The organism is Streptomyces sp. NPDC023723, assembly GCF_040639815.1.
Lineage (GTDB): Bacteria > Actinomycetota > Actinomycetes > Streptomycetales > Streptomycetaceae > Streptomyces.
Genome location: NZ_JBFAAP010000045.1, coordinates 26,181 through 46,611 on the forward strand (window position 1 = coordinate 26,181; position 20,431 = coordinate 46,611).

Genomic DNA, 20,431 nt, shown 5'->3' on the forward strand with positions numbered 1-20,431 from the left:
CGTGAGGAGGCCGCCATGAGCGGAGCGGGCCGACGGGACGGCGCGTCCCACCGACCGACCGCAGGTGCCGCCGAGGACAAGCGGTACTTCCGTGACGTGCTGGGGAACTTCCCCACCAGCGTCGTAGCCATCACCACGAGCGGAGCCGACCGGGAACCGCAGGGAATGATCGTCGGCTCCTTCACGTCGATCTCCCTCGACCCGCCTCTGGTGGGCTTCCTGGCCGACCGCTCGTCGAGTACCTTCCCCAGGATCCGCGAGGCCGGCCGATTCTGCGTCAACGCGCTCGCCGCCGACCAGGAGGCGCTGTGCCGGGCCATGGCCGTGCGGGGCTCCGCCAAGCGGTTCGACGGCGTCCCCTGGCAGCCCTCCCGGCTGGGGAACCCCGTTCTGGAGGGCATCGTCGCCTGGATCGACTGCGAGCTGACGCAGGTGGTGGAGCTCGGCGACCATGTGCTGGCCGTGGGGAAGGTGCACGAACTGCGCGCCGAGTCGGCCAAGACACCGCTGCTCTTCTTCCGCGGCGGCTACGGCGACTACTTCTCCAGCTCGGCCATGGTGCTGGACCGGCTCGTCGGCTGGTGAGCACCGGGCGTGAGCGCACCCGGGACGCCCGCGGGCCGGCCGCTGGACCGGACGTGTCCAGGACCTGTTGACCCAACCTGCCGAGGACCACCAATGACCACAGGCACCGAATCGCCCATCGCCCTGCCCCGGCATTCCGTACCGGGCGTCCGGCGGCGGCTGGTGACACTCGTCGGCCCGGCCTTCGTGGCCGCGGTCGCCTACATAGACCCAGGCAATTTCGCCACCAACTTCGAGAGCGGGGCCCGCTTCGGGTACCTGCTGCTGTGGGTGGTGGTCCTCGCGAACATCGTCGCCATGCTGCTCCAGTACCTCTCCGCGAAACTGGGCGTGGCGACCGGACGCAGCCTGCCGGAGCTGTGCCGTGAGACCTACCGGCGTCCCGTGGTGCTGGGGCTGTGGGTGCAGGCCGAGATCGTGGTCATCATGACCGATGTCGCCGAACTGGTCGGCGGCGCCGTGGCGCTGCACCTGCTCTTCGGTCTGCCCATGCTGACCGGGGGGCTGATGATCGCGATCGGCTCGTTCGCCGTTCTCAGCGTCCGCGCCGCGGGCCAGCGGGGTTTCGAGGCACTGATCGCGGGCGCGCTGGCCGTGGTCGCGGCGGTGTTCCTCTACCAGACACTCACCGCCGGGGTCGACGTCGGACAAGCGGCCGGCGGCCTGGTCCCGCGACTGGACGGCGCGTCGAGCCTGATGCTGGCCGTCGGCGTGGTCGGCGCGACCGTCATGCCGCACGCCGTCTATCTGCACTCGGCGCTCACCCGGGAGCGCTTCGCGCCCGGCCACGGACTCGGACGCAAGCGGCTGTTGCGGGCCCAGCGCATGGACGTACTGGTGGCCATGGGCGTCGCCGGAGTGATCAACGCGGCCATGCTGATCGCCGCGTCCGGCACCCTGTACGGTTCCGGCGCCGAGCCGACCCTCGCGGGCGCGCACGCCGAACTCGCCGTCACGGCGGGCACCTCGGCCGCGACCCTGTTCGCCGTGGCACTGCTCGCCTCGGGGCTGGCCTCCTCCAGCGTCGGCATCCGGGCGGGCGAGATCGTCATGGAGGGCTTCCTGCGGCGCAGGATCCCGCTGTACACCCGCAGGCTCGCCGCGATCGTGCCCGCGCTGGTGATCCTGGGCATCGGCCTGGATCCGACCCGGGCCCTGGTGCTGAGCCAGGTGGTGCTCTCCTTCGGCATCCCCTTCGCGCTGATCCCGCTGGTCCTGCTGACCCGGCGCAAGGACCTGATGGGGCCGTGGGTCAACCGCCGGCTCACCACCGCGGTGGCGGGCTGTGTGGCGCTGGTCGTCACCGCTCTCAACGCGATCCTGGTCACCCAGGTGTTCAGCGGCTGACGTGAGCGAGGGCCCCCACCGCCCGGTAGGGGCCCTTACATCGTGTGCCGGTCAGTGGAAGTCGGCCGGCTCCCGGTCGGTGAACCGGAACAGACTGGAGGCGGCGGACCGTGGCGGGGCGATCCCCGGATGGCCCCGACCGGCACACGAGGAGGAAAGTGATGAGCACTGGGGACACCTATGATGTCATCGTCGTGGGATCGGGGGGCGGCGGACTCGTAGGAGCCTACGTGGCCGCTTCGCGGGGCCTGCGAACCCTGCTGATCGAGAAGACGGACCGGGTCGGCGGAACCACGGCGTACTCCGGCGCCGGCATCTGGTTCCCCGGAGCCGCCCCCATCGCACGGGCCGGGGCCGAGGACGACATCGAGGCCGCCAGGGCGTATCTGCGGTACGTCGTCGCCGACGACGACCGGGTGCCGCTCCAGGACGCCTACCTCGACGCCGGACCCAAGCTGATCGACGAACTGGAACAGAGTCCCTGGTTCCAGTCCTTCACCTACGACCCCGTGCCGGACTACTACACGGACGCCCCCGGTGCCACCGCCGGCGGCCGGACCATCTTCCCGCCCAGGATCGCCGTCGCCGAACTCGGCGACCACGCGGCACTGGTACGGGACTCCATCCCGGTCGAACGGCTGGGAGCCGAACGCGGCCCGGTGTTCGACGGCGGCCGCGCCCTGATCGGCAGGGCGCTGGCGGCCTTCCTGGAGACCGGCAACGGCACGCTCCGCACCCAGACCCGGCTGACGGACCTGGTCGTCGAGGACGGCCGGGTGGTGGGCGTCACCGCGGACAGCGCGGCCGGGCAGGCCGAGTTCCGCGCCGCACGGGGCGTCCTGCTGGCCGCCGGCGGCTTCGAACGCGACGCCGAACTGCGCCGCGAGCACCACACGCTGCCCCTGGACGGCAGCTGGTCCAATGGTGCTCCCGGCAACACCGGGGACGCGCTGCGGGCCGGGGTCGCGGTGGGGGCGGCGACCGAACTGCTGGACGAGGCGTGGTTCGTGCCGGGCCTGGTGCACCCCGACGGCCTGCCGGTCTTCCACACCGCCACCCGCAGCGGCATCTGGGTCAACGCCGCCGGCGAGCGGTTCGTGAACGAGAACCGCCCCTACGACCAGACCGGACACGAACTGATCCGACTGCACTCCAGTACGGACGTGTCCCACATCCCCACCCACTGGATACTGGACCAGCGGCAGATCGACCGCGACGGCTTCGGCGGATCCCCCGACGAACCGGTGCGCCCCGAGTGGCTCGAATCGGGCGCTTTGAAGAAGGCTGACAGCCTGGAGGAACTCGCCGAACTGATCGGGGTTCCGTACGGGGCGCTGGCCAAGACCGTCGAGGAGTTCAACGGCTACGCCCGCACCGGCGTGGACGAGCGCTTCCACCGGGGTGAGACACCATGGGACCGGATGTACTCGTTCATCGTCGGCTTCCCCGCCGGCCCGGTGATGAACTACTTGATCCAGCCGGTCCCGGAGGCGCCGAACCCGCTCCTGCTGCCGCTGGACACCCCGCCGTACTACGCGGCGACCATCGTCCTGTCCGACATCGGCACCAAGGGCGGTCTGAAGACCGACGAGCACGCCCGGGTGCTGCGACCCGACGGAGCGGCCGTCCCGGGCCTGTACGCCGCGGGCAACACGGCGGCCGCCATGTCCGGGCACGTGTACCCCGGCGCCGGCACCCCGATCGGTTCGTCGCTGGCCTTCTCCTACCGCGCGGTGCTCGACATGGCCGCCGGCACGCCGGACTGACCTCGCCCCCACCCCCGGCATGCAAGAGACGGGCCGACCTGACGTCGGCCCGTCTCCCATGTCCGCCCCGCTCGCTACTTCAGCGCCACCGGCGTGATCGGGGATCCGACGGACCCGGTGACCTTGAGTCCGGGGGCGATGAAGAGGGACTCGTAGGTACCGTCCTGTTCGCAGTCGGCGGCAAGCTCCTCGAAGTTGAACATCTCGCCGATGGTCAGGCCCATGTCGCGGATGACGACCTGGTGGAAGGGGATGGTGGCGCCGGGAACCGGGCTGGGCCAGACCTCGCCGGAGTGGTTGTCCATGGCGAGCGCGGCGACCTGGCGTTCGTGGAGCCAGGTACAGGTGTCCAGACCGGGGCCGGGGGCGTTGCCGAGGAAGTGGTCGCGGTCGCCTTCCAGGAACCACTGGTAGGAACCGGTGCGCAGCAGCACGATGTCGCCCGGGGTGACCCGGACGTTCTGGCGCTCCTCCGCCGCGAGGAGGTCCGCCTCGGTGATCTCGTAGGAGTCCTCGAGCCGGTCGACACCCTTGAGCCGGGCGATGTCGAGCAGGACCCCGCGGGAGATGAGGCGGGTGACGGCGTGGTGGAAGGAGTTGCGGGTGGCGCCCTGGAAGTTGTTGACGGCCGCCGCGGGGGTGTTGTTGTAGAAGTGCCCGGCGTAGCCGGCGTGGGCGAGGCCGTCCCACTGGGTGGCCGCCTGCAGACCGGTGATGATCATGTCGTCGGCGGAGATGAGCCCGTCGGGCGTTTGCGCGGTGTCGGACGGGAGAAGCGTCATGAGGTGGAGCGGGTTGTTGCGGAAGCCGCCGGATTTGAAGGGCCCGTCGCTGTCGAAGGCCATTCCGAGGTCGAAGGCCTTGCCGGTCCGCACGAGTTGAGCGGCCTCGACGCGTTTCTCCGGGGTGACGTAGTTGAGGGTGCCGATCTGGTCGTCGTCCCCCCAGCGGCCCCAGTTGCTGAGCTTCCTGCCCAGTTCGTGCTGGGGCCAGATCTTGTCCTCGCTCATGTTCTCTCCTTACCGGTGTGCCATGTAGTGACTCACGCATTCCATGAGGCTGGTGGGTACGTAGTAGTCGCCGCTGTCCTTGATCCGGCCCAGGTTCTCCGCGACGTCCCCGACACCCACCTGCCGCGGATCGGCGGGCAGATAGCCCTCGGTGACCCCGATGAACAGATGGGCGAAGCGACCGGCGCCCGCGAGGAAGACCTCACCGCTGACCGCGCACGCCTCATGGGCCAGATAGGCCACCATGGGCGCCACCAGCGCCGGGTCCATGGCGTCGTCGCCACCGCCGTGCCCCTGCTCGCGGAGGCTGTCCATGCCCTCCGACGGGCCGCCGGCCATCCTGGTCATCGCGTTCGGGGCGATGACGTTCACCTTGATGTCGTGCTCGCCGGCCGAGGCCGCCATGCTGCGGGCCATCCCGATGACCGCGGCCTTGGCGGTGGCGTAACTCAGGTTGTCGGGAAGGCCGAACATCCCGATCGAGCCGGTCAGTACGATCCGGCCGTGGTCCTGCTTCAGCATGTGCGGCCACGCGGCCCGCGAGGTGTGGAAGGCGCCCCGGACATGCACCCCGAGGTGGCTGTCGAAGATGTCCTCGTCGACCTCCGGCAACCCGGCGAAGCGGACGTTGCCCGCGTTGTTGACGACGATGTCGACGCGTCCGAACGTCTCAACCGCCAGCTCGACCGGCCGCCGCCCGCCCTCGGCGGTCGACACGTCGCTGGTGTCCGCGATCGCGGTGCCGCCCGAGGCGTTGATCTCGTCGGCGACACGGCGAGCCGGGCCCGGGTCGGCACCGAAGCCCTCCATCGTGCCGCCGAGGTCGTTCACCACGACCTTGGCGCCCAGTTCCGCCAGCAGCAGCGCGTAGGCCCGGCCGATGCCGCGCCCCGCGCCGGTGACGACCGCGACCCGGCCGTCGAAGCGGTATGCCGTCATGACCCGGCCTCCTCGACCTGTTCCGCCATGCCCGGGCCCGGGGAGTCCGCGTCCAGGAAGCCCGCGTACCGGGTGTCCAGGACGCCGCGCATGACCTCGCGCAGCTTCGGGCGCCCGCCGGGATTGAGCAGGAAACTGCGGGGCTTGCCCGCGATGTTGGCGCCGAAGAAGTAGCTGTGTTCACCGAACGAGGAGTACGCGGACCACTCGGCGACCATCCGGTTCCAGCTCTCCTCCCTGTCCGCGGGCACCTCCATCACCCGCAGACCTTGCTCCCGCATGTACTCGATCGCGTCGGCGGCGAAGTTCACCTGGTCCTCGGCGTAGCGCGGGTTGTTCCCGGCCGCACCGTGCGGGCCGCCGGGGAAGAAGAAGTTGGGGAAGTGATGGCTCATCACCCCCATGAAGGTGCGGGGGCCGTCGGACCAGTACTCCTCCAATGCCAGCCCGCCGCGCCCGCGTACTCCCATCCGGGTCAGCGCGCCGGTGCCGAAGTCGAAACCCGACGCCCACACGACGACGTCGAACTCCCGCTCCCCGTCGGTCGTCTCGATGCCGCGCTCCGTCACCCGGACCATCGGTGTGGACCGCAGGTCGACGAGCTCGACCTTGGGATCGTTGAAGGCCTCGAAGTAGCCGGTCACGAAAGGGGGACGCTTCTCCGCCCAGCCGTGGTCGACGGGGATGAGCCGCTCGGCGGTGGCCGGATCCTTGACGAGGTCGCGGATCTTCTCCGCCATGAACGCGCACCACTGCGCGTTGGCGGCCTTCTCGGTCATCGTGTCGCGGTAGTTGCTGATCACCTTGGCGAAGCCGGGGGAGCCCCACATCGTCTCGTAGAACGTCCGGCGGTCCTCCGGCGAGTCGTCGAACGCCCCGCGCTCGTTCAGCTCGTGCAGAAATCCGCTCGGGGATTCCTCCAGCCGCCTGCGCAGCTCCTCGAACCCGGCGTTGAGGCCGGCGTACTCCTCGTCGCTGATCGGCTCGTTGACCAGCGGGGTGCACCAGTTGGGGGTGCGCTGGTACACGGTCAGGGACTCGACCTCGTCGACGATCGCCGGGACCACCTGGACCCCGCTGGAACCGGTGCCCACCACCGCGACCCGCTTGCCCGCGAGGTCGACGGGCTGGTCGGGCCACAGACCGGTGTGGTGGGCCACGCCCCGGAAGTCGGTGCGGCCCGGCACGTCCGGGAACACCGGCGCCGACAGCACCCCGGTGGCGGCGATCAGGAAGCGCGTGCGTACCCGGGTGCCGTCCGACGCCTGCACCAGCCAGGTGGCGGACGCCTCCTCGTAGACCGCGGAGGTCACGCGTGCCCCGAACCGGATCAGGTCGCGCAGACCGAGCCGGTCGACCGCGTAGTTGAAGTACCCCTCGTTCTCCGGCTGTCCGGCGAACCGTTCACGCCAGCGCCATCCCTCGAACAGCTCGCGTGAGAAGAGATAGCCGTACGTGTAGCTCTCCGAGTCGAGTCTCGCCCCCGGATACCGGTTCCAGTACCAGACACCGCCGACACCCTCGCCCGCCTCCAGGAGCAGTGCCGGGAACCCGGCCTGCCGGGCCCGGTACAGCTGGTGGATGCCGGTCACGCCGGCCCCGACGACCAGCACCTCGACCTCGGCCTCGGCGCCCCGTACCCCGCCTGCGGGCACTGCCAACCGACTCACCTGTCCGCTCGCCTCCTTCGTCACCCGGCGGCTTCCGCGGGCGCCGGCGCGACGGTGAATCCCCACGGGATGCCGAGGCTGGTGTCCGGGTCGGTGACCAGCGTCTGGTCCGTCCGGGTCCGCACCCGCACCCCCTGCGCCGCCAGATGCCGGGCGACCCGGTCGAGATCGACGACCTGCCAGGTGATCGAGTGGTAGGTGTCGGCGGGCGCGTTGCCCTCCCAGTCGGCGTACGCCGCGGTGCCCCTGTCGGGTGTGGCGTACTCGAACACCGCGTCGGCCAGCCGGACGTACACACCGCGGGCGCCGAGCACCTCGTCACGTCCTTCGTGCACGACCGTGCCGCCCAGCCCGTCGACCACCACCCGCAGACCGCGTTCCGGCCGGTCCGTCAGGACGGTGTGGTGCGAACACCGCACGATGCCCAGCGGGTCGTCGTCGGACACCGGCGGGATCTCCCAGCCGGGGGCGAGCCGGTGGTCCAGCGGGAACGGGATCTGCGGCAGGAACTCGTAGCGCAGCCCGGAGTCCTCGGCCACCGTGAAGAAGATCGGCATCGGGGAGCCCGGCGCGGTCGGCGGATCGTCGCCGTCGGTACTCTCGTCGAGCTGACCCACCATCTTGACGCCGAGATCCCGCAGCGAGCGGTACGCGTCGGTGATCCCGTCGACGTACCAGCCGAACCCCTTGAGGTGGGGCCGGTCGACGGAGGCGTACCGCTGCACGCCGTCGAGCACGTACCGCTTGGGGTCGATCATGTCGAAGAGCACGTCGCTGATCGGCGTGAACGTCGAGTAGTCCGTGGGGTATCCGTCGCTGGCCGGCGCGTTGCGGGTCATCTCGGCCATCGGACGGCTCGGGCGGCCGAAGACCCGCTCGAACCACGCCTCGCTCTCCCGCAGGTCGGTCACGTGATGACTGGGGTGGTACAGCCGTGTGACACGGAAGTCACGATCAGCCATGGAACTGTCGCCTCTCTCGCACGGGTGTGATCTCTCGGTCCGCCCTCCGGGGAGCGGTCACCAGGCCACCGGCAGTTCGTAGATGCCGTACGCCTGGGAGTCCTCCTTGAACCTCAGGTCCGCCACGTCGGCGGCGAGCCGCAGCGTGGGGATCCTGCGGAAGAGGGTGCTGAACACGACTTGGAGCTCGATCCGGGCGAGCTGCTGACCGACGCACTGGTGCGGTCCCCAGCCGAATGCCAGATGGTGCGAAGCCCGGCGGTACAGCCGCAGTTCTTCCGGACTGGGGAACGCCTGCGGATCCCAGTTGGCGGCGGGCAGGCTGGCGATGACGCCCTCGCCCGCGCGGATGCGCACGCCCTCGAACTCGAAGTCCTCCAGAACGGCCCGGCGGGCCAGCAGGTGCGGCAGCGTGAGGTACCGCAGCAGCTCCTCGACGGCCTTGGTCACGTACGCCGGGTCGTCGGAGTTAGTCCGCAGGGCCGTGAGCTGGTCCTCGTGCTGGAGCAGGAGCGCCGTCCCCAGGGTGATCATGTTGGCGCTGGTGTCGTGTCCCGCGACCAGCAGGATGTGTCCCAGGGGCGCGGCCTCCTCCATGGTGAGGAGACCCTGCTTGATCTTGGCGCCGAGGTCGGACAGGACGTCCTCGCCGGGGTCGTCCATCTTGGCTTCGATGAGCTGCGCGATGTAGTTCCGCAGGATGCCCGCGGTCCGGGCGTTCTCCTCGGGGGACTGGTTCACGGCGTTGGTGATGCCCGCGTGTTTCTGGAAGAACTCGTGGTCCTCGTAGGGAACACCGAGCAGCTCGCAGATCATCAGCGAGGGGAGGGGGAGCGACAGCGCCTCGTTGAGTTCCGTGGGGTTCGGGCCGGCGAGCATCTTGTCGATGAGGTCGTCGGTGATGTGCTGGATCGCCGGCCGCAGCTTCTCCATCCGGTGACGGGTGAAGGAACTGGTCAGCATCCGCCGCCACCGGGCGTGCTCCGGGCCGTCGGTGTTGTTGATCGACGGCTGCATCTCGTCGGCGTGGACCTTCATCGCCTCGGTGGTGTGCGGGTAGCCCGGTTTGCCGATGCCCGCGCTCAGCCTCGGGTCGCTGAGCAGGGCGCGCTGGGCGGCGTGATCGAGCACGAGCCAGGGGGTGGTCCCGTCCCAGATGCGGACCCGCCTGGCCGGCAGGTCCGCGTCACGCAGGGCGAGCAGGCCGGGCGGAGGGGCGAACGGGCAACTGCTCGATCTGGGCGCCGGGAAGACCGGCGCCTCCTCGGCGCTCCCGGTGTCGGACGCGGTCTCGATCTCAGACATGAGAGTCCCTTCCCTGCATCTCCGGTACTCGTGCTCGTGCTCGGTGTCGGTCTCGGTCTCCGGTGGTCAGTGGTCGGTTTCCGTCGCGGATCACTGCGGACGGCGGGCGGCCGGGCCTCAGACGAGGTAGCGGCCGCCGTTGACGCTGAGGGTCTGGCCCGTCACGTAGGCGGCTTCCTCGGACACCAGATAGGCCACGGCGTGCGCGATGTCCGCGGGCTGACCGGCACGCTTCATCGGCATGCTCGGGGCGACCTCGTCAGGATCGAAGCCCTCGCGCAGCAGTGGGGTGTCGACGAAGCCGGGCGGCACGTTGTTGACGGTGATCCCCTTGTCGGCGAACTCGATGGCGAGCGCCTTGGTGAAGCCGATCACCCCGCCCTTGGACGCGGCGTAGTGGGCCATGGCCGGGGCTCCGGTCTGGGCCGACGAGGACGAGATGTTGACGATGCGTCCCCAGCCCGCCGCCAGCATGTCGGGCACGAACGAACGGCTCACCAGGTACTGGCTCTTGAGGTTGATCCGGACCATCCGGTCCCACTCGTCCTCGCCGAGTTCGGTGAAGGGTACGTACGTGGTGACGCCCGCGTTGTTGACCAGGACGGTGACCGGGCCGAGTTCCTCGTGGGTGCGGGCGGCGGCGGCTGCCACGGCCGCGGCGTCGGACACGTCCACGGTGACGGCGACGGCTTCGCCGCCCGCCTCCTGGATGGCGGCGACGGTCTTTTCGGCGCCGTCCGCGTTCAGGTCCCACACGGCCACCGAGGCGCCCTGACCGGCCAGGGTGGCGGCGATCGATCGTCCCAGTCCGCGCCCCGCCCCGGTGACCACGACGTTCCTGCCGGCCATCGTCATCGGGGAGCCTCCTGCGTTTCCTGCCCCAGTGCCCGTCGGGCCGCCTTCCGCGCGGCCATGGCACGCGGGAAGCCCGCGTAGCCCGACGCGTGGTAGAGGACCTCGGCGATCTCGGTCTCCGACAGTCCGTTGCTCCTGGCGATCCGCACATGACTGGCGAGTTCGTCCTCGCACCCCAGGGCGATGAGAACGCCCAGTGTCACCAGACTGCGGTCGCGGCGGGCCAGTCCCTCGCGCGCCCACAGCTGGGCCCACACATTGATCAGGCCGATCTCCACGAGGTCCTCCCCGAGGAGTCCGTCGCGCAGGTCGTCCTGGTCGGGCGGAGGTGTCGCGGAGACGACCGAGTACATGGTCTCAACGCCGAGCCGGCGCTGGTCGGTGGTCATGATGCCGGTCCTGGTGTGCGCTGCACGTGGTTCCACCTTTCGTCGCCGAAAAATGAGCCAACATATTTATCTGAGCTGAATCAGATAACTGTTTGGATCGTACGCCACTCGGACGGCGCCGAGCAATGCTCGTGACGCCGTCCGCTGAAGGCCGATCAACCATGGCGGCCGGGGAGTGACCGCACCGACGGGTCCTGCGTCCAAGCCCTCAGGCTGAGCCTGAAGAAGGCCGGGTCTCCGCCCCGGACTCCGGCATGGCGACGGCGGCGGCCTGACGGTCCATGAACGCGTCCCAGTCGGTGGCCCGTTCGACGAGGAGGTCGCGGACCTGGGGGTGGGTGCAGAGCATGAAGGTGTTGCTGAGGATCGCCTCGGCCACCTGCTCCCCGACGACGGCCGGGTCGAGGACGCCGAACTGTTCGCCGGGACCGCGGGTGTCCACCTCGGGTCCGAACGCCGGCGGCAGTGAGGCGGCGATGTCGGTGGCCACGGGGCCCGGGCACAGCACCGTCACACCGATGCCCTGCGGCTGCAGGTAGAGGCGCAGCCCCTCGGAGAGCTGCACGACCGCCGCCTTCGACGCGGCGTAGGGGAGCCGGTCGTAGGCGTAGGTGTACAGCCCGGCGAAGGACGCGGTGTTGACGATGTGCCCGTGCCCCTGCTCGACGAGGAGGGGCAGGAAGACGGCATTGCTGCGGACGACGGAGAGGAGGTTGACCGTGATGATCCGCTCCCACTCCGCGACGGGGAGGTGATCAGGCCTGCCCCGGGTCAGCACACCGACGTTGTTCATCACGATGTCCACCGTGCCGAACCGGTGGACCGCGGCCTGCTTCAGCGCGTCGAACGTGCTCTGGTGGGCGACGTCGCCGTGCACGGCGATCGCCGCGCCGCCGCCCTGGACTATCTCGTCGGTGACCGCGCGGGTTCTTGCCTCGTCGAGGTCGGCGACGACGATGTTCGCGCCGCGACGGGCGAGCGAGAGGGCGGTCGCACGCCCGATGCCGCTGCCGGCGCCCGTGATGACGGCCGTCCTGTCCCGCACGGTCCGCATACTGCTGCTCCTCTCCGTCCCGCCGCGGTCAGTTCGGCTCTGCGATGTGCTGGTCGAGCACTTCGCGTCCGATGCGCATGGCGGTCGCCGCCGCGGGGAAACCGGCATAGCCGGAGGCGTGGTAGACGACCTCTTCGAGTTCCTCCCGGGTCAGGCCGTTGCGCAGGCCGATCGGGAGATGGAACCTCAGCTCGTCCTCGGCGTTCAGCGCGATGAGAATGCCGAGCGTGACGAGACTGCGGGAGCGCCGGTCGAGGCCGGGCCTGGTCCACAGCCGCCCGAAGACGTTCTCCAGGCTCAGCTCACCGAGGCCGAACGCGAATCCTCCGCCGTCGATCCGGGCCTCCGTACCGCTGCCCGAAATGGCTTCGGGAAGGATCTCTCGCAGCACCGCAAAGCCTTCGTCGCGGGTCGTGGACATGGAGACTCCGTTCTGTGTGTGACGGGATCAGGCGGCCTGACCGACCTTCGCGTCCTCGAGCCGCTCCGCCCGCGGGATGAGTGCGACGAACAGGCCGCCGAGCGCGCAGCACCCGATGACCAGCCACATGCCGTTGGTGAAGCCCTGGTCGAGGTAGAACTGGGTGCCCTCCAGCACCGCTCCGTGCTGCGACATGATGACGTACGTCAGCTGCGAGACGATGATCTGTGCCACGCCCTGAGCCAGGGCCTGCGCGCCGTTCGCCATCGCCTGTTCCTCGGGGCTGACGACCTCGATGACCATGATGGGCACGACCGCGACGACCACTCCCGTGCCCAGGCCCGCGACGACACCCCACGAGATGATCTGGCCGGCGGACTGGTGGTATTGGGTGCCGACCCCGTACCCCACGACGGCCAGCACGGTTCCGATGCCCAGAAGCACCCTGCTGTCGGCGCGGCGCGCGATCGTGCCGGTTCCGATGGCACCTACCAGGATCATGAGGCTGATCGGGCTGGTGACGATGGCGTTGTGGGTGCCCGACCAGCCCAGACCGTCGGAGACGTGCGGGATCTTCGGCATCAGGACCAGGAGCTGGATGACCACGCCGACGGCGCTGAGCGAACCGGCCGCGATGGAGGTGGCCAGCAGAGCGGACCACACCGGGCGCCGCCTGGTCATGCTGAGCGGGAACAGCGGGTCGGCCACGCGGCGTTCGACGAACAGGAAGGCGATGAGGGCGGCCGCCGCGATGACGATGAACCCGATGAACTTCGCGCTGCTCCAGCCCCAGTGCGACCCCTGGCCCACGGCGTAGATGATGAGGGTGACGCCGCCGCCCAGGAGAAGCCCGCCGGCCCAGTCCATCCGCCCGCCCCGTTCACGGACCGGGCTCTCCGGCACGAGGAACAGGACCAGGAAGAAGCTCACCGCCGTGCTGATGGCCACGAACCACAGGACGCCCCGGAAGCCGTGGTGGTCGAGCAGGTACCCGGAGAGGAACGGGCCGCCGAAGGCGACGAGGCCCACGCCACCGGCCATGACACCGTTCGCGACTCCGACCCAGCGGCGCGGGAAGACATCGCGGGTGAGCGCGTAGGCGAGCGGGGTGGCGGCCGTGTAGACGCCGGCGATGCCCCGCCCGATGAGAAGGGTGCGGTAGTCGGTGGCCAGCGCCGCGACGAGGTCACCGGTGAGACCGAGGCCCGTGGCGATGAGCAGGGCGCGCCGTTTGCCGAACAGGGCCGCTCCCTTGACCATGAAGGGCAGGAAGAAGGTGCCCGTCAGCAAGGTCATGAGGGTGAACCAGGCGATCTCGGTGGTCTGGAAATGGATCGCTATGGCCGCCTGGGTGGTGCCCGACAGGGCGGCGACGAGCGAGACCAGCTGGACCGACCACATGAGAGCGGCGACGATGAGCGCGTTGCGCCCGGTGGAACGTGAACCCTCCGCGGCCGGTGACGGCGAGGTCTGGGTATGGGTCATGGAAGCCCTCCGTGGGCGAGCGGGTGAAGGGGAACGGCTCCGGTGCACGCAGCTCGGGACAGGATGCTGAAGTGCTCGAAAGCGGGAACCGCGCGGCAGCGGACCAGTCCTGACGCGGTTGACAGAATGCGGCTGCCGGTAAAGTAGACCCATCGGTCGGTACAATCAATGGATCGTTCAGGAAAGTTGAGCCCGCGAGAAGAGCCGGGGAACCGGCCCGACGGAAGAACGGCATGCCTGAGAGAGGGGCGGTCCGTGAACCGTCCCTCTCCGTCCCGAAGCGGCTGACCCGGCTACCGCGCCGTCCAGCCTCCGTCCACCGTGACAGTGGAGCCGGTCATGTAGCGGGAGGCGTCGGAGGCCAGGAAGACCGCCGCGCCGCCCAGCTCGTGGGCCTCGCCGACCCGGCCCAGGAGAGTGCTCCCCACGATGCGCTCGCCCCAACTGCTGTCCAGCAGCCCCGAGCTGAGATCGGTGCGGAAGTAGCCGGGCGCGAGCGTGTTCACCCGTACCCCGCGGTCGGCCCATTCGACGGCGAGCGACCTGGTGAGCGCTTCGACGCCGCCCTTGCTGGCCGCGTAGGCCGCGATGCGCTCGAAACCGACGCTCGCGTGCACCGAGGACACGTTCACGATCGAACCCGCCTGCTGGTCGAGCATCACCTTCCCGGCCTCGCGGCAGCAGTAGAAGGTGCCGGCCAGGTTGACGTCGAGCACCTGTCGCCAGGCCTCGTCGGACACCTTCTCGCTGCGGGTGAAATGAGGGCTGACGCCCGCGCAGTTGACCACCGCGTCCAGCCGGCCCGCCCAGTCGGTGATGCGGCCGACCGTGTCCCTGACCGTGCCCGGGTCGGCCACCGAGCCGGGCACGACCAGCGTCCTGCCGCCGTGGGCGGAGACCTCGGCGGCCAGCTGCTCGAGATCGTCGGCCGTGCGCGCGGTGACGGCCAGCGCGGCCCCGGCCTGGGACAGGGCCACGGCCATGGCACGCCCGAGTCCCTTGCCGGCACCGGTCACCCAGACCGTCTTGCCGTCGAGGCGCAGGTCGCTCGTCACGCCGGTCATGCCTGCGCCTCCGTCGGGAGGTCGCGCAGGGTCCGCTTGAGGACCTTCCCCGACGGTGTACGGGGCAGTGCGTCGACCACGTCGATACGGGTGGGCACCTTGAACTTGGCCAGCCGTTCCTGGCAGAACCGGCGCAGCTCCTCGGCCTCGGTCCGCATTCCCGGGCGGAAGACGACGAAGGCCCGGGGCACCTCGCCCCAGCGGGGATGGGGCAGTCCGACCACGGCCGCTTCCAGGATGGCGGGATGGTCGTACAGGACCCGTTCCACCTCTGGAGTGGCGATGTTCTCGCCGCCCGAGACGATCATGTCCTTCTTCCGGTCGTCGATGTAGAGGAAGCCCTCCTCGTCGACATGACCGATGTCGCCGGTGTGGAACCAGCCGTCCTTGATCGCCGCCGCCGTCGCCCGCTCGTCCCGCCAGTAGCCGGCGAAGACCTTCGGGCCGCGCAGGGTGATCTCACCCAGCTCACCGGCCGGTGCCTCCCTGCCGCTGTCGTCGACGATCCTGATCCGGGTGTGCGGAACGGGCCGCCCGACCGAGCCGAGCTTGGACAGGCTGTGCGCGCGGTCGAGGAAGGTGTCGCCTGAGACGGTCTCGGTGAGCCCGTAGGCGTCGGCGAACCAGGCGTTGGGGAACGCGGCGCCGATCCGCCGCAGCACGGGCTCGGGGGTCTTCTCCCCGCCGCCCAGCACGAAGCGGACCGAGGTGGTGTCGTACGCCTCGCGGCCCGGCACCTCCAGGACCGCGTTGACCATCGCCGGGGCGAGCCACAGATTCGTCACACGCTGTTCCTGGATCGCCGTCAGCACCCCCACGGCGTCGAATTTGCGTTGCAGCACCACCTTTCCTCCCGCGTACAGCACGCCGAGGGCCGGCATGTCCAGGCCACCGACGTGGTACAGCGGGCCGCACACCAGGGTGGTGTCCTGCGCGGTCAGTCCGAAGTGGACGATGTGGGCGAGATTCTTCGCCTGCAGGTTGCCGTAGGTGATGCAGACGCCCTTGGGCCGTGAGGTGGTGCCCGAGGTGTACATCAGTCGCTGCAGGTCGCCCGCCTCGACGTCCACCGTCTCCACCGACGCGCCCACGTGCCGGGAGAGCAGGTCGTCATAGCCCGTCCAGCCCTCGACGAGGGTGCCGTCACCCACCTGGATCCGGTGCTCCAGCCGGTCCAGTACGCGGCCGAGCCGATCGACCGCCGGAGCGAATTCCGGCTCGGTCACGATCACCTTCGCGCGCGCGTGGTCGAGGATGAACTGCCATTCGTCCTCCGACAGGCGGTAGTTCAACGGCAGCAGGACGGCGCCGATCCGGTTGACGGCGTACAGCAGCTCGACGAATTCCGGTCGGTTGTACAGCAACAGCCCGACGACGTCTCCGCGGCGCACGCCCAGTCCGGACAGGCCGGCGGCCAGCTGATTGACCCTGGTGTGCAGCTCCCGCACGGTCAGGCGCCGGTCGTCCTGCACCACGGCGACGGCATCGGGGCGCTGGGCCAAGTGGTAGTCGAGGATGCTCGCGAAATTGTGCACGGCGACTCTCTTGTTCGTTGACCGGCATTGTCCCGACCGGTCGGTTGCCCGCTACAAACTTTTCGTGTACCCATTGGTCTATAAAACCTGCAGCGCACTCTACGACGCTCCGCAGCCACCGACAACCGTCATGAGGGGGAGGATCCCCCGGAAAGGGGAGCCGACCCGTGCCCCGCATCCGTATTGATGTCGATGGACCGGTGGTCACGCTTCGCCTGGTCAATCCGCCGATGAACGCCTTCGACTCCGCCCAGCGGCTGGCCCTGGCAGCCGCGGCGCGCAAGCTGGCGGACGCCCGCGACGTACGGGCCGTCGTGCTCTACGGCGGCGAACGGCTCTTCGCCGCCGGCGCGGACATCAACGCCCTGGCGGCGATGGGTCCGGAGGAGGTCCGCGGCTGGAACCGGGCCCTGCAGCGGACCTTCGAGGACATCGCCCGGCTGCCGATGCCGGTGGTGGCGGCGCTGACCGGCCATGCGCTCGGCGGCGGACTGGAACTGGCGCTCTGCGCCGACTACCGGGTGGCGGCCGACAACGCGGTACTGGGCCAGCCCGAGGTCCGGCTCGGCATCATGCCCGGCTCCGGCGGAACCCAGCGGCTCACCCGCCTGCTCGGCCCGGCGAAAGCCAAGAACCTGCTGATGACCGGCCGCCAGGTGAAGTCGTCCGAGGCGCTGCGGATCGGGCTCGTGGACGAGGTCGTACCGGCCGACTCGGTCTACGCCACCGCCCTCGCCTATGCCCACCGCCTGGCTCAGGGCCCGGCGGCCGCCCTGGAAGCCATCAAGGAAGCCGTCGATCAGGGCGCCGACGCCGCAATCGGCACCGCGCTCGCCCTGGAGCGGGCCCTCTTCACCGGCGTCTTCGGCACCCGTGACGCGGCCACCGGACTCCGCTCCTTCCTCGACCACGGCCCGGGAAAGGCGAGCTTCGGCGACCCGGCGCGCGAAGAAGGCCCAGAGGACCCCCGGCGAGCAGAGGGACCGGCGCTCGGAAGCGACGCCGACAGCGACGACGAGAAGGGTGGTACGGCATGAAGGCGCTGCGCTGGCACGGCGCACGGGACCTGAGGCTCGAAGAGGTGCCCGAGCCGCCGGATCCGCGGCCCCATGAGGCCGTCGTGGAGGTGTCCTGGTGCGGCCTGTGCGGCACGGACCTGCACGAGTTCCTCGAGGGCCCGCACATGATCCGTACCGCGCCGCACCCGCTCACCAACGCGGCGCCGCCCCTGGCACTGGGACACGAGCTCAGCGGAACCGTCCTGGCGCTGGGGACCGGCACACCGGGCATCGCCGTGGGCGACCGGGTGGCCGTGGACCCGGTGTGGCGATGCGGCGTCTGCTACTGGTGCGCACGCGGCGAGTACCACATCTGCCCCAGAAGCGGATCGGTGGGACTGGCCTCGCCGGGCGGGTTCGCCGAGCGCGTCACCGTACCGCTGGCCGGACTGACCCGCCTGCCCGACAACGTCAGCGACGAGATGGCGGCCCTGGCCGAACCGTTGGCCGTCGGTCTGCACGCGGTGACCCGCGCCGGGATACGGCCGGGCGACAACGTCCTGGTCGTCGGCGGCGGCCCGATCGGCTTCGCCGTGGTGCTCGCGGCCCGCCTCGCGGGAGCGGCCGGGCTCTACGTGAGCGAGCCGCTGAAGGAGCGCCGGGAGAAGCTGCTGGAGACCGGCGTCACCGAGGCATTCGACCCCCGGGAGACCGACGTACGCCGTGAGGTGTTCCGGCGAACCGGACGCGTCGGCCCGGACGCGGTGATCGACGCGACCGGCGTGGCGGCGCTCGCCGCCCAGGCGGTCGCCACCGTCCGGCGCGGCGGGCGGGTCGTCCTGGCGGGGGTCGGGCACGGCAGCGTCGAGATCGAGATGGGCCAGCTCGTCTTCTACGAGCGCACCCTGCTCGGCACCCTCGGCTACAACTTCGACATCCCGCGCGTCATCGATCTGATGAGCACCGGGCGCCTGGACGCCTCCCCCTTGCTGACCGGGCGCCGTTCGCTGGCGGACGGCGTCGGTGTCTTCGCGGACCTGGCCGCCGACCGGGCCTCCCACCTCAAGGTTCTGCTGACCCCGAAGGGACTGTGACATGGATTTCGACCTGCCCGAGGAGACACGGGCGCTGCAGGACATGGTCCGCGAGTTCGCGGCGCGTGAGATCGCCCCGCACGCGGCCGAGTGGTCCGAGAACGAGCAGTTCCCCACCCACATCTTCACCAAGCTCGGCGAACTGGGCCTGATGGGCATGCTGGTGCCCGAGGAGTACGGCGGCGCCGGATCGGACATGGTGTCGTACGTGGCGGTGATGGAGGAGCTGGGCGCCGCCGACCAGTCGGTGGCCTCCACCTGGAACGCCCATTCCACGATCGCCACGCTGCCGCTGCTCGCCTACGGCACTCAGGAGCAGAAGCAACGGTGGCTGGCACCACTGGCACGCGGAGAGGCCATCGGCGCGTTCGGGCTCACGGAGCCCGGTGCCGGCTCCGACGCGGCGGGCATCACCACGACGGCCCACCGGGTGGACGGCGGCTGGGTGATCAACGGCACCAAGATGTTCATCACCAACGCCGGCACGGACATCAGCCAGGGCGTGACCCTGCTCGCGCGCACCGGCCACGACGCCGAGGGCCGCAAGCAGTTCGCGACCTTCTACGTGCCGACGGACACAGCCGGCTACACCGTGGGCCGCAAGCTCAGAAAGCTCGGCTGGCACGCCATGGACACCCGGGAACTCGTCTTCACCGACTGCTTCATCCCCCACGACCACCTGATCGGCGAAGAGGGCGGCGGACTGCGCCAGTTCCTGTCCGTGCTGGACAAGGGCCGGATCAGCGTGGCCGCGCTGAGCATGTCACTGGCGAGGGCGGCACTCACCCTGGGCGTCCAGCACGCCAGGGAGCGTGAGCAGTTCGGGCGTCCGCTCTCCGCCTTCCAGGCCGTCGCCCACAAGATCGCGGACATCGGTACGGAGTTCGAGGCCGCCCGGTGGATGGTCTACCGCGCCGCGTGGCTCGCCGACCAGGGCCGGCCCCACGCGACGGAGGCCGCGATGGCGAAGCTGTACGCCTCCGAGGTCGCCAACCGCGCCGCCTCCCAGGCGCTGCAGATCCACGGCGGCTACGGCTACATGCGCGAATCCGAGATCTCCCGCTTCTACGCGGACGCGAAGATCCTGGAGATCGGCGAGGGCACCAACGAGATCCAGCGCAACGTCATCGCCAAGGCTCTGGTCAAGCGCGGGTGAGGACCGGGCTGATCCGCCGGCGCGGATCAGCCCCCCACGGCGACGGGCGACCACTCGGCCTCGGGGTCCAGCGGGAGGTCCGGCCGCTCACGCTTGAACGTCTCGGCCCTCGCCTCGACGGCGTCCAGACCGCTGTCCGTCGCACCGAGACCGCGGAACAGGGTGTCGCAGTACTGGCGCGAGAGGAAGGCCGGACCCCATGGTCCATCGGTCCGCACCCACTGGTAGGTGTGATTGTGCAGGTTGAGGAACTGAAGGGTGGCGAGGCGGATGTGGCCGGTCCGCACGACGGCCTCGTCCGCGGCCGCTGCGAGCAGCCCCGAGACGAGCCCCTCGAACTCGGCGCGCTGACCGAGCAGCCGGCCCAGCTCGGCTCCGCCGAGGCTGCGGTAGTCGTGCTCGTAGACCCAGATGTGGTCGAGCCGGTGGAAGAGGATCGTCAGCAGCGACTCGGACAGCAGCCGCAGCCGCACCAACGGCGTCTCGTCGAGCTCGGTGATCTGCCGGGCCCGCTTGAGCAGCGGCACCATCACCCGCGACTGGATCTCGATCAGCAGGTTTTCCTTGGAGCCGATGTAGTAGTACAGCGCCCCCTTGGCAAGCCCGACCTCCCGGCCCAGATCGTTGACGGACGTCGCCGCGTAGCCCTGGCGGGCGAACAGCTCGGCAGCCGTGTCGATGATCTTCTGGCGCCTGACCTCGAAGCCGGGACCGTGCCCCGGCGGCCTTGCCATCCGATTCTCTCCCTTGAGCGATCAGTACATTAAAAAAGGCAGCACAGGCCGTGCTTCAGATG

The 20,431-nt window shown here is 69.9% G+C and carries 19 protein-coding genes; 6 read left to right on the forward strand and 13 right to left on the reverse strand.

What is annotated here, in order from left to right:
* Window positions 1-15: 15 nt before the first annotated feature.
* The 3 genes from AB0G32_RS31595 (at window position 16) to AB0G32_RS31605 (ending at window position 3,698) form a co-directional block, all read left to right on the forward strand.
* A complete protein-coding gene (locus AB0G32_RS31595) occupies window positions 16-585 on the forward strand; it encodes a flavin reductase family protein (RefSeq protein WP_361171053.1) in 570 nt (189 codons plus the stop codon).
* 93 nt (window positions 586-678) lie between these two features.
* Window positions 679-1,932, forward strand: a complete 1,254-nt coding sequence (locus AB0G32_RS31600; RefSeq protein WP_361171056.1) for an Nramp family divalent metal transporter — start codon at window positions 679-681, stop codon at window positions 1,930-1,932.
* A 161-nt stretch (window positions 1,933-2,093) separates the two neighbouring features.
* Window positions 2,094-3,698: an FAD-dependent oxidoreductase gene (locus AB0G32_RS31605; RefSeq protein ID WP_361171059.1), complete on the forward strand. Its 1,605-nt coding sequence runs from the start codon at window positions 2,094-2,096 to the stop codon at window positions 3,696-3,698.
* Window positions 3,699-3,772: 74 nt separating this feature from the next.
* Here the strand turns inward: AB0G32_RS31605 and AB0G32_RS31610 are convergent, their stop codons facing one another.
* The 12 genes from AB0G32_RS31610 to AB0G32_RS31665 form a co-directional block, all read right to left on the reverse strand.
* On the reverse strand, window positions 3,773-4,708 hold the full coding sequence (locus AB0G32_RS31610) for a cyclase family protein (RefSeq protein WP_361171062.1): 936 nt from the start codon (window positions 4,706-4,708) through the stop codon (window positions 3,773-3,775).
* 9 nt (window positions 4,709-4,717) lie between these two features.
* A complete protein-coding gene (locus AB0G32_RS31615; RefSeq protein WP_361171065.1) occupies window positions 4,718-5,647 on the reverse strand; it encodes an SDR family NAD(P)-dependent oxidoreductase in 930 nt (309 codons plus the stop codon).
* Window positions 5,644-7,302, reverse strand: a complete 1,659-nt coding sequence (locus tag AB0G32_RS31620) for an NAD(P)/FAD-dependent oxidoreductase (RefSeq protein WP_361171143.1) — start codon at window positions 7,300-7,302, stop codon at window positions 5,644-5,646. Before AB0G32_RS31620 ends, AB0G32_RS31615 begins: the two co-directional genes overlap by 4 nt.
* A 35-nt stretch (window positions 7,303-7,337) precedes the next feature.
* Window positions 7,338-8,279: a hypothetical protein gene (locus AB0G32_RS31625; protein WP_361171068.1), complete on the reverse strand. Its 942-nt coding sequence runs from the start codon at window positions 8,277-8,279 to the stop codon at window positions 7,338-7,340.
* A gap of 57 nt (window positions 8,280-8,336) precedes the next feature.
* Window positions 8,337-9,584, reverse strand: coding sequence for a cytochrome P450 (locus tag AB0G32_RS31630; RefSeq protein WP_361171070.1), 1,248 nt, complete (start codon window positions 9,582-9,584; stop codon window positions 8,337-8,339).
* Between the two features lie 117 nt (window positions 9,585-9,701).
* Window positions 9,702-10,439 (reverse strand): SDR family NAD(P)-dependent oxidoreductase, encoded by a 738-nt coding sequence (locus AB0G32_RS31635; RefSeq protein WP_361171073.1) that lies wholly within the window; start codon window positions 10,437-10,439, stop codon window positions 9,702-9,704.
* Window positions 10,436-10,828 (reverse strand): carboxymuconolactone decarboxylase family protein, encoded by a 393-nt coding sequence (locus AB0G32_RS31640; RefSeq protein WP_361171076.1) that lies wholly within the window; start codon window positions 10,826-10,828, stop codon window positions 10,436-10,438. Before AB0G32_RS31640 ends, AB0G32_RS31635 begins: the two co-directional genes overlap by 4 nt.
* Window positions 10,829-11,036: 208 nt before the next feature.
* Entirely contained in the window at window positions 11,037-11,873 is an 837-nt protein-coding gene (locus AB0G32_RS31645) for an SDR family oxidoreductase (RefSeq protein WP_361171079.1), read from the reverse strand.
* Between the two features lie 37 nt (window positions 11,874-11,910).
* A complete protein-coding gene (locus tag AB0G32_RS31650) occupies window positions 11,911-12,303 on the reverse strand; it encodes a carboxymuconolactone decarboxylase family protein (RefSeq protein WP_361171082.1) in 393 nt (130 codons plus the stop codon).
* 27 nt (window positions 12,304-12,330) lie between these two features.
* Window positions 12,331-13,788 (reverse strand): MFS transporter, encoded by a 1,458-nt coding sequence (locus tag AB0G32_RS31655; RefSeq protein WP_361171086.1) that lies wholly within the window; start codon window positions 13,786-13,788, stop codon window positions 12,331-12,333.
* A gap of 293 nt (window positions 13,789-14,081) precedes the next feature.
* On the reverse strand, window positions 14,082-14,852 hold the full coding sequence (locus AB0G32_RS31660; protein WP_361171089.1) for an SDR family oxidoreductase: 771 nt from the start codon (window positions 14,850-14,852) through the stop codon (window positions 14,082-14,084).
* Window positions 14,849-16,387 carry a long-chain fatty acid--CoA ligase gene (locus AB0G32_RS31665; protein ID WP_361171092.1) on the reverse strand — a complete coding sequence of 513 codons (1,539 nt, stop codon included), beginning with the start codon at window positions 16,385-16,387 and terminating at the stop codon, window positions 14,849-14,851. The genes AB0G32_RS31660 and AB0G32_RS31665 overlap by 4 nt, the downstream gene beginning before the upstream one ends.
* Window positions 16,388-16,554: 167 nt before the next feature.
* On the opposite strand from AB0G32_RS31665, the gene AB0G32_RS31670 reads away from it, so the two are divergent.
* Genes AB0G32_RS31670 through AB0G32_RS31680 form a run of 3 tightly spaced genes read left to right on the forward strand, consistent with a single transcriptional unit; the run spans window position 16,555 to window position 19,635 of the window.
* Window positions 16,555-17,424, forward strand: a complete 870-nt coding sequence (locus tag AB0G32_RS31670) for an enoyl-CoA hydratase-related protein (protein ID WP_361171095.1) — start codon at window positions 16,555-16,557, stop codon at window positions 17,422-17,424.
* Window positions 17,421-18,479 carry an alcohol dehydrogenase catalytic domain-containing protein gene (locus AB0G32_RS31675; RefSeq protein ID WP_361171098.1) on the forward strand — a complete coding sequence of 353 codons (1,059 nt, stop codon included), beginning with the start codon at window positions 17,421-17,423 and terminating at the stop codon, window positions 18,477-18,479. The genes AB0G32_RS31670 and AB0G32_RS31675 overlap by 4 nt, the downstream gene beginning before the upstream one ends.
* A 1-nt stretch (window position 18,480) precedes the next feature.
* Window positions 18,481-19,635: an acyl-CoA dehydrogenase family protein gene (locus AB0G32_RS31680; protein ID WP_361171101.1), complete on the forward strand. Its 1,155-nt coding sequence runs from the start codon at window positions 18,481-18,483 to the stop codon at window positions 19,633-19,635.
* A 26-nt stretch (window positions 19,636-19,661) separates the two neighbouring features.
* Here AB0G32_RS31680 and AB0G32_RS31685 read toward each other — a convergent pair whose 3' ends face one another.
* Complete coding sequence (locus AB0G32_RS31685; protein WP_361171104.1) at window positions 19,662-20,369, reverse strand: TetR/AcrR family transcriptional regulator; 708 nt, start codon at window positions 20,367-20,369, stop codon at window positions 19,662-19,664.
* Between the last annotated feature and the right edge of the window lie 62 nt (window positions 20,370-20,431).

What these genes read in the sequence shown, in the direction of transcription:
- AB0G32_RS31610 (WP_361171062.1), bottom strand. Translation starts at nt 4,708, where the DNA reads ATGAGCGAGGACAAGATCTGGCCCCAGCACGAACTGGGCAGGAAGCTC.
- AB0G32_RS31650 (WP_361171082.1), bottom strand. Translation starts at nt 12,303, where the DNA reads ATGTCCACGACCCGCGACGAAGGCTTTGCGGTGCTGCGAGAGATCCTT.
- AB0G32_RS31595 (WP_361171053.1), top strand. Translation starts at nt 16, where the DNA reads ATGAGCGGAGCGGGCCGACGGGACGGCGCGTCCCACCGACCGACCGCA.
- AB0G32_RS31630 (WP_361171070.1), bottom strand. Translation starts at nt 9,584, where the DNA reads ATGTCTGAGATCGAGACCGCGTCCGACACCGGGAGCGCCGAGGAGGCG.
- AB0G32_RS31600 (WP_361171056.1), top strand. Translation starts at nt 679, where the DNA reads ATGACCACAGGCACCGAATCGCCCATCGCCCTGCCCCGGCATTCCGTA.
- AB0G32_RS31655 (WP_361171086.1), bottom strand. Translation starts at nt 13,788, where the DNA reads ATGACCCATACCCAGACCTCGCCGTCACCGGCCGCGGAGGGTTCACGT.
- AB0G32_RS31675 (WP_361171098.1), top strand. Translation starts at nt 17,421, where the DNA reads ATGAAGGCGCTGCGCTGGCACGGCGCACGGGACCTGAGGCTCGAAGAG.
- AB0G32_RS31625 (WP_361171068.1), bottom strand. Translation starts at nt 8,279, where the DNA reads ATGGCTGATCGTGACTTCCGTGTCACACGGCTGTACCACCCCAGTCAT.
- AB0G32_RS31660 (WP_361171089.1), bottom strand. Translation starts at nt 14,852, where the DNA reads ATGACCGGCGTGACGAGCGACCTGCGCCTCGACGGCAAGACGGTCTGG.
- AB0G32_RS31605 (WP_361171059.1), top strand. Translation starts at nt 2,094, where the DNA reads ATGAGCACTGGGGACACCTATGATGTCATCGTCGTGGGATCGGGGGGC.
- AB0G32_RS31640 (WP_361171076.1), bottom strand. Translation starts at nt 10,828, where the DNA reads ATGACCACCGACCAGCGCCGGCTCGGCGTTGAGACCATGTACTCGGTC.
- AB0G32_RS31615 (WP_361171065.1), bottom strand. Translation starts at nt 5,647, where the DNA reads ATGACGGCATACCGCTTCGACGGCCGGGTCGCGGTCGTCACCGGCGCG.
- AB0G32_RS31635 (WP_361171073.1), bottom strand. Translation starts at nt 10,439, where the DNA reads ATGACGATGGCCGGCAGGAACGTCGTGGTCACCGGGGCGGGGCGCGGA.
- AB0G32_RS31685 (WP_361171104.1), bottom strand. Translation starts at nt 20,369, where the DNA reads ATGGCAAGGCCGCCGGGGCACGGTCCCGGCTTCGAGGTCAGGCGCCAG.
- AB0G32_RS31680 (WP_361171101.1), top strand. Translation starts at nt 18,481, where the DNA reads ATGGATTTCGACCTGCCCGAGGAGACACGGGCGCTGCAGGACATGGTC.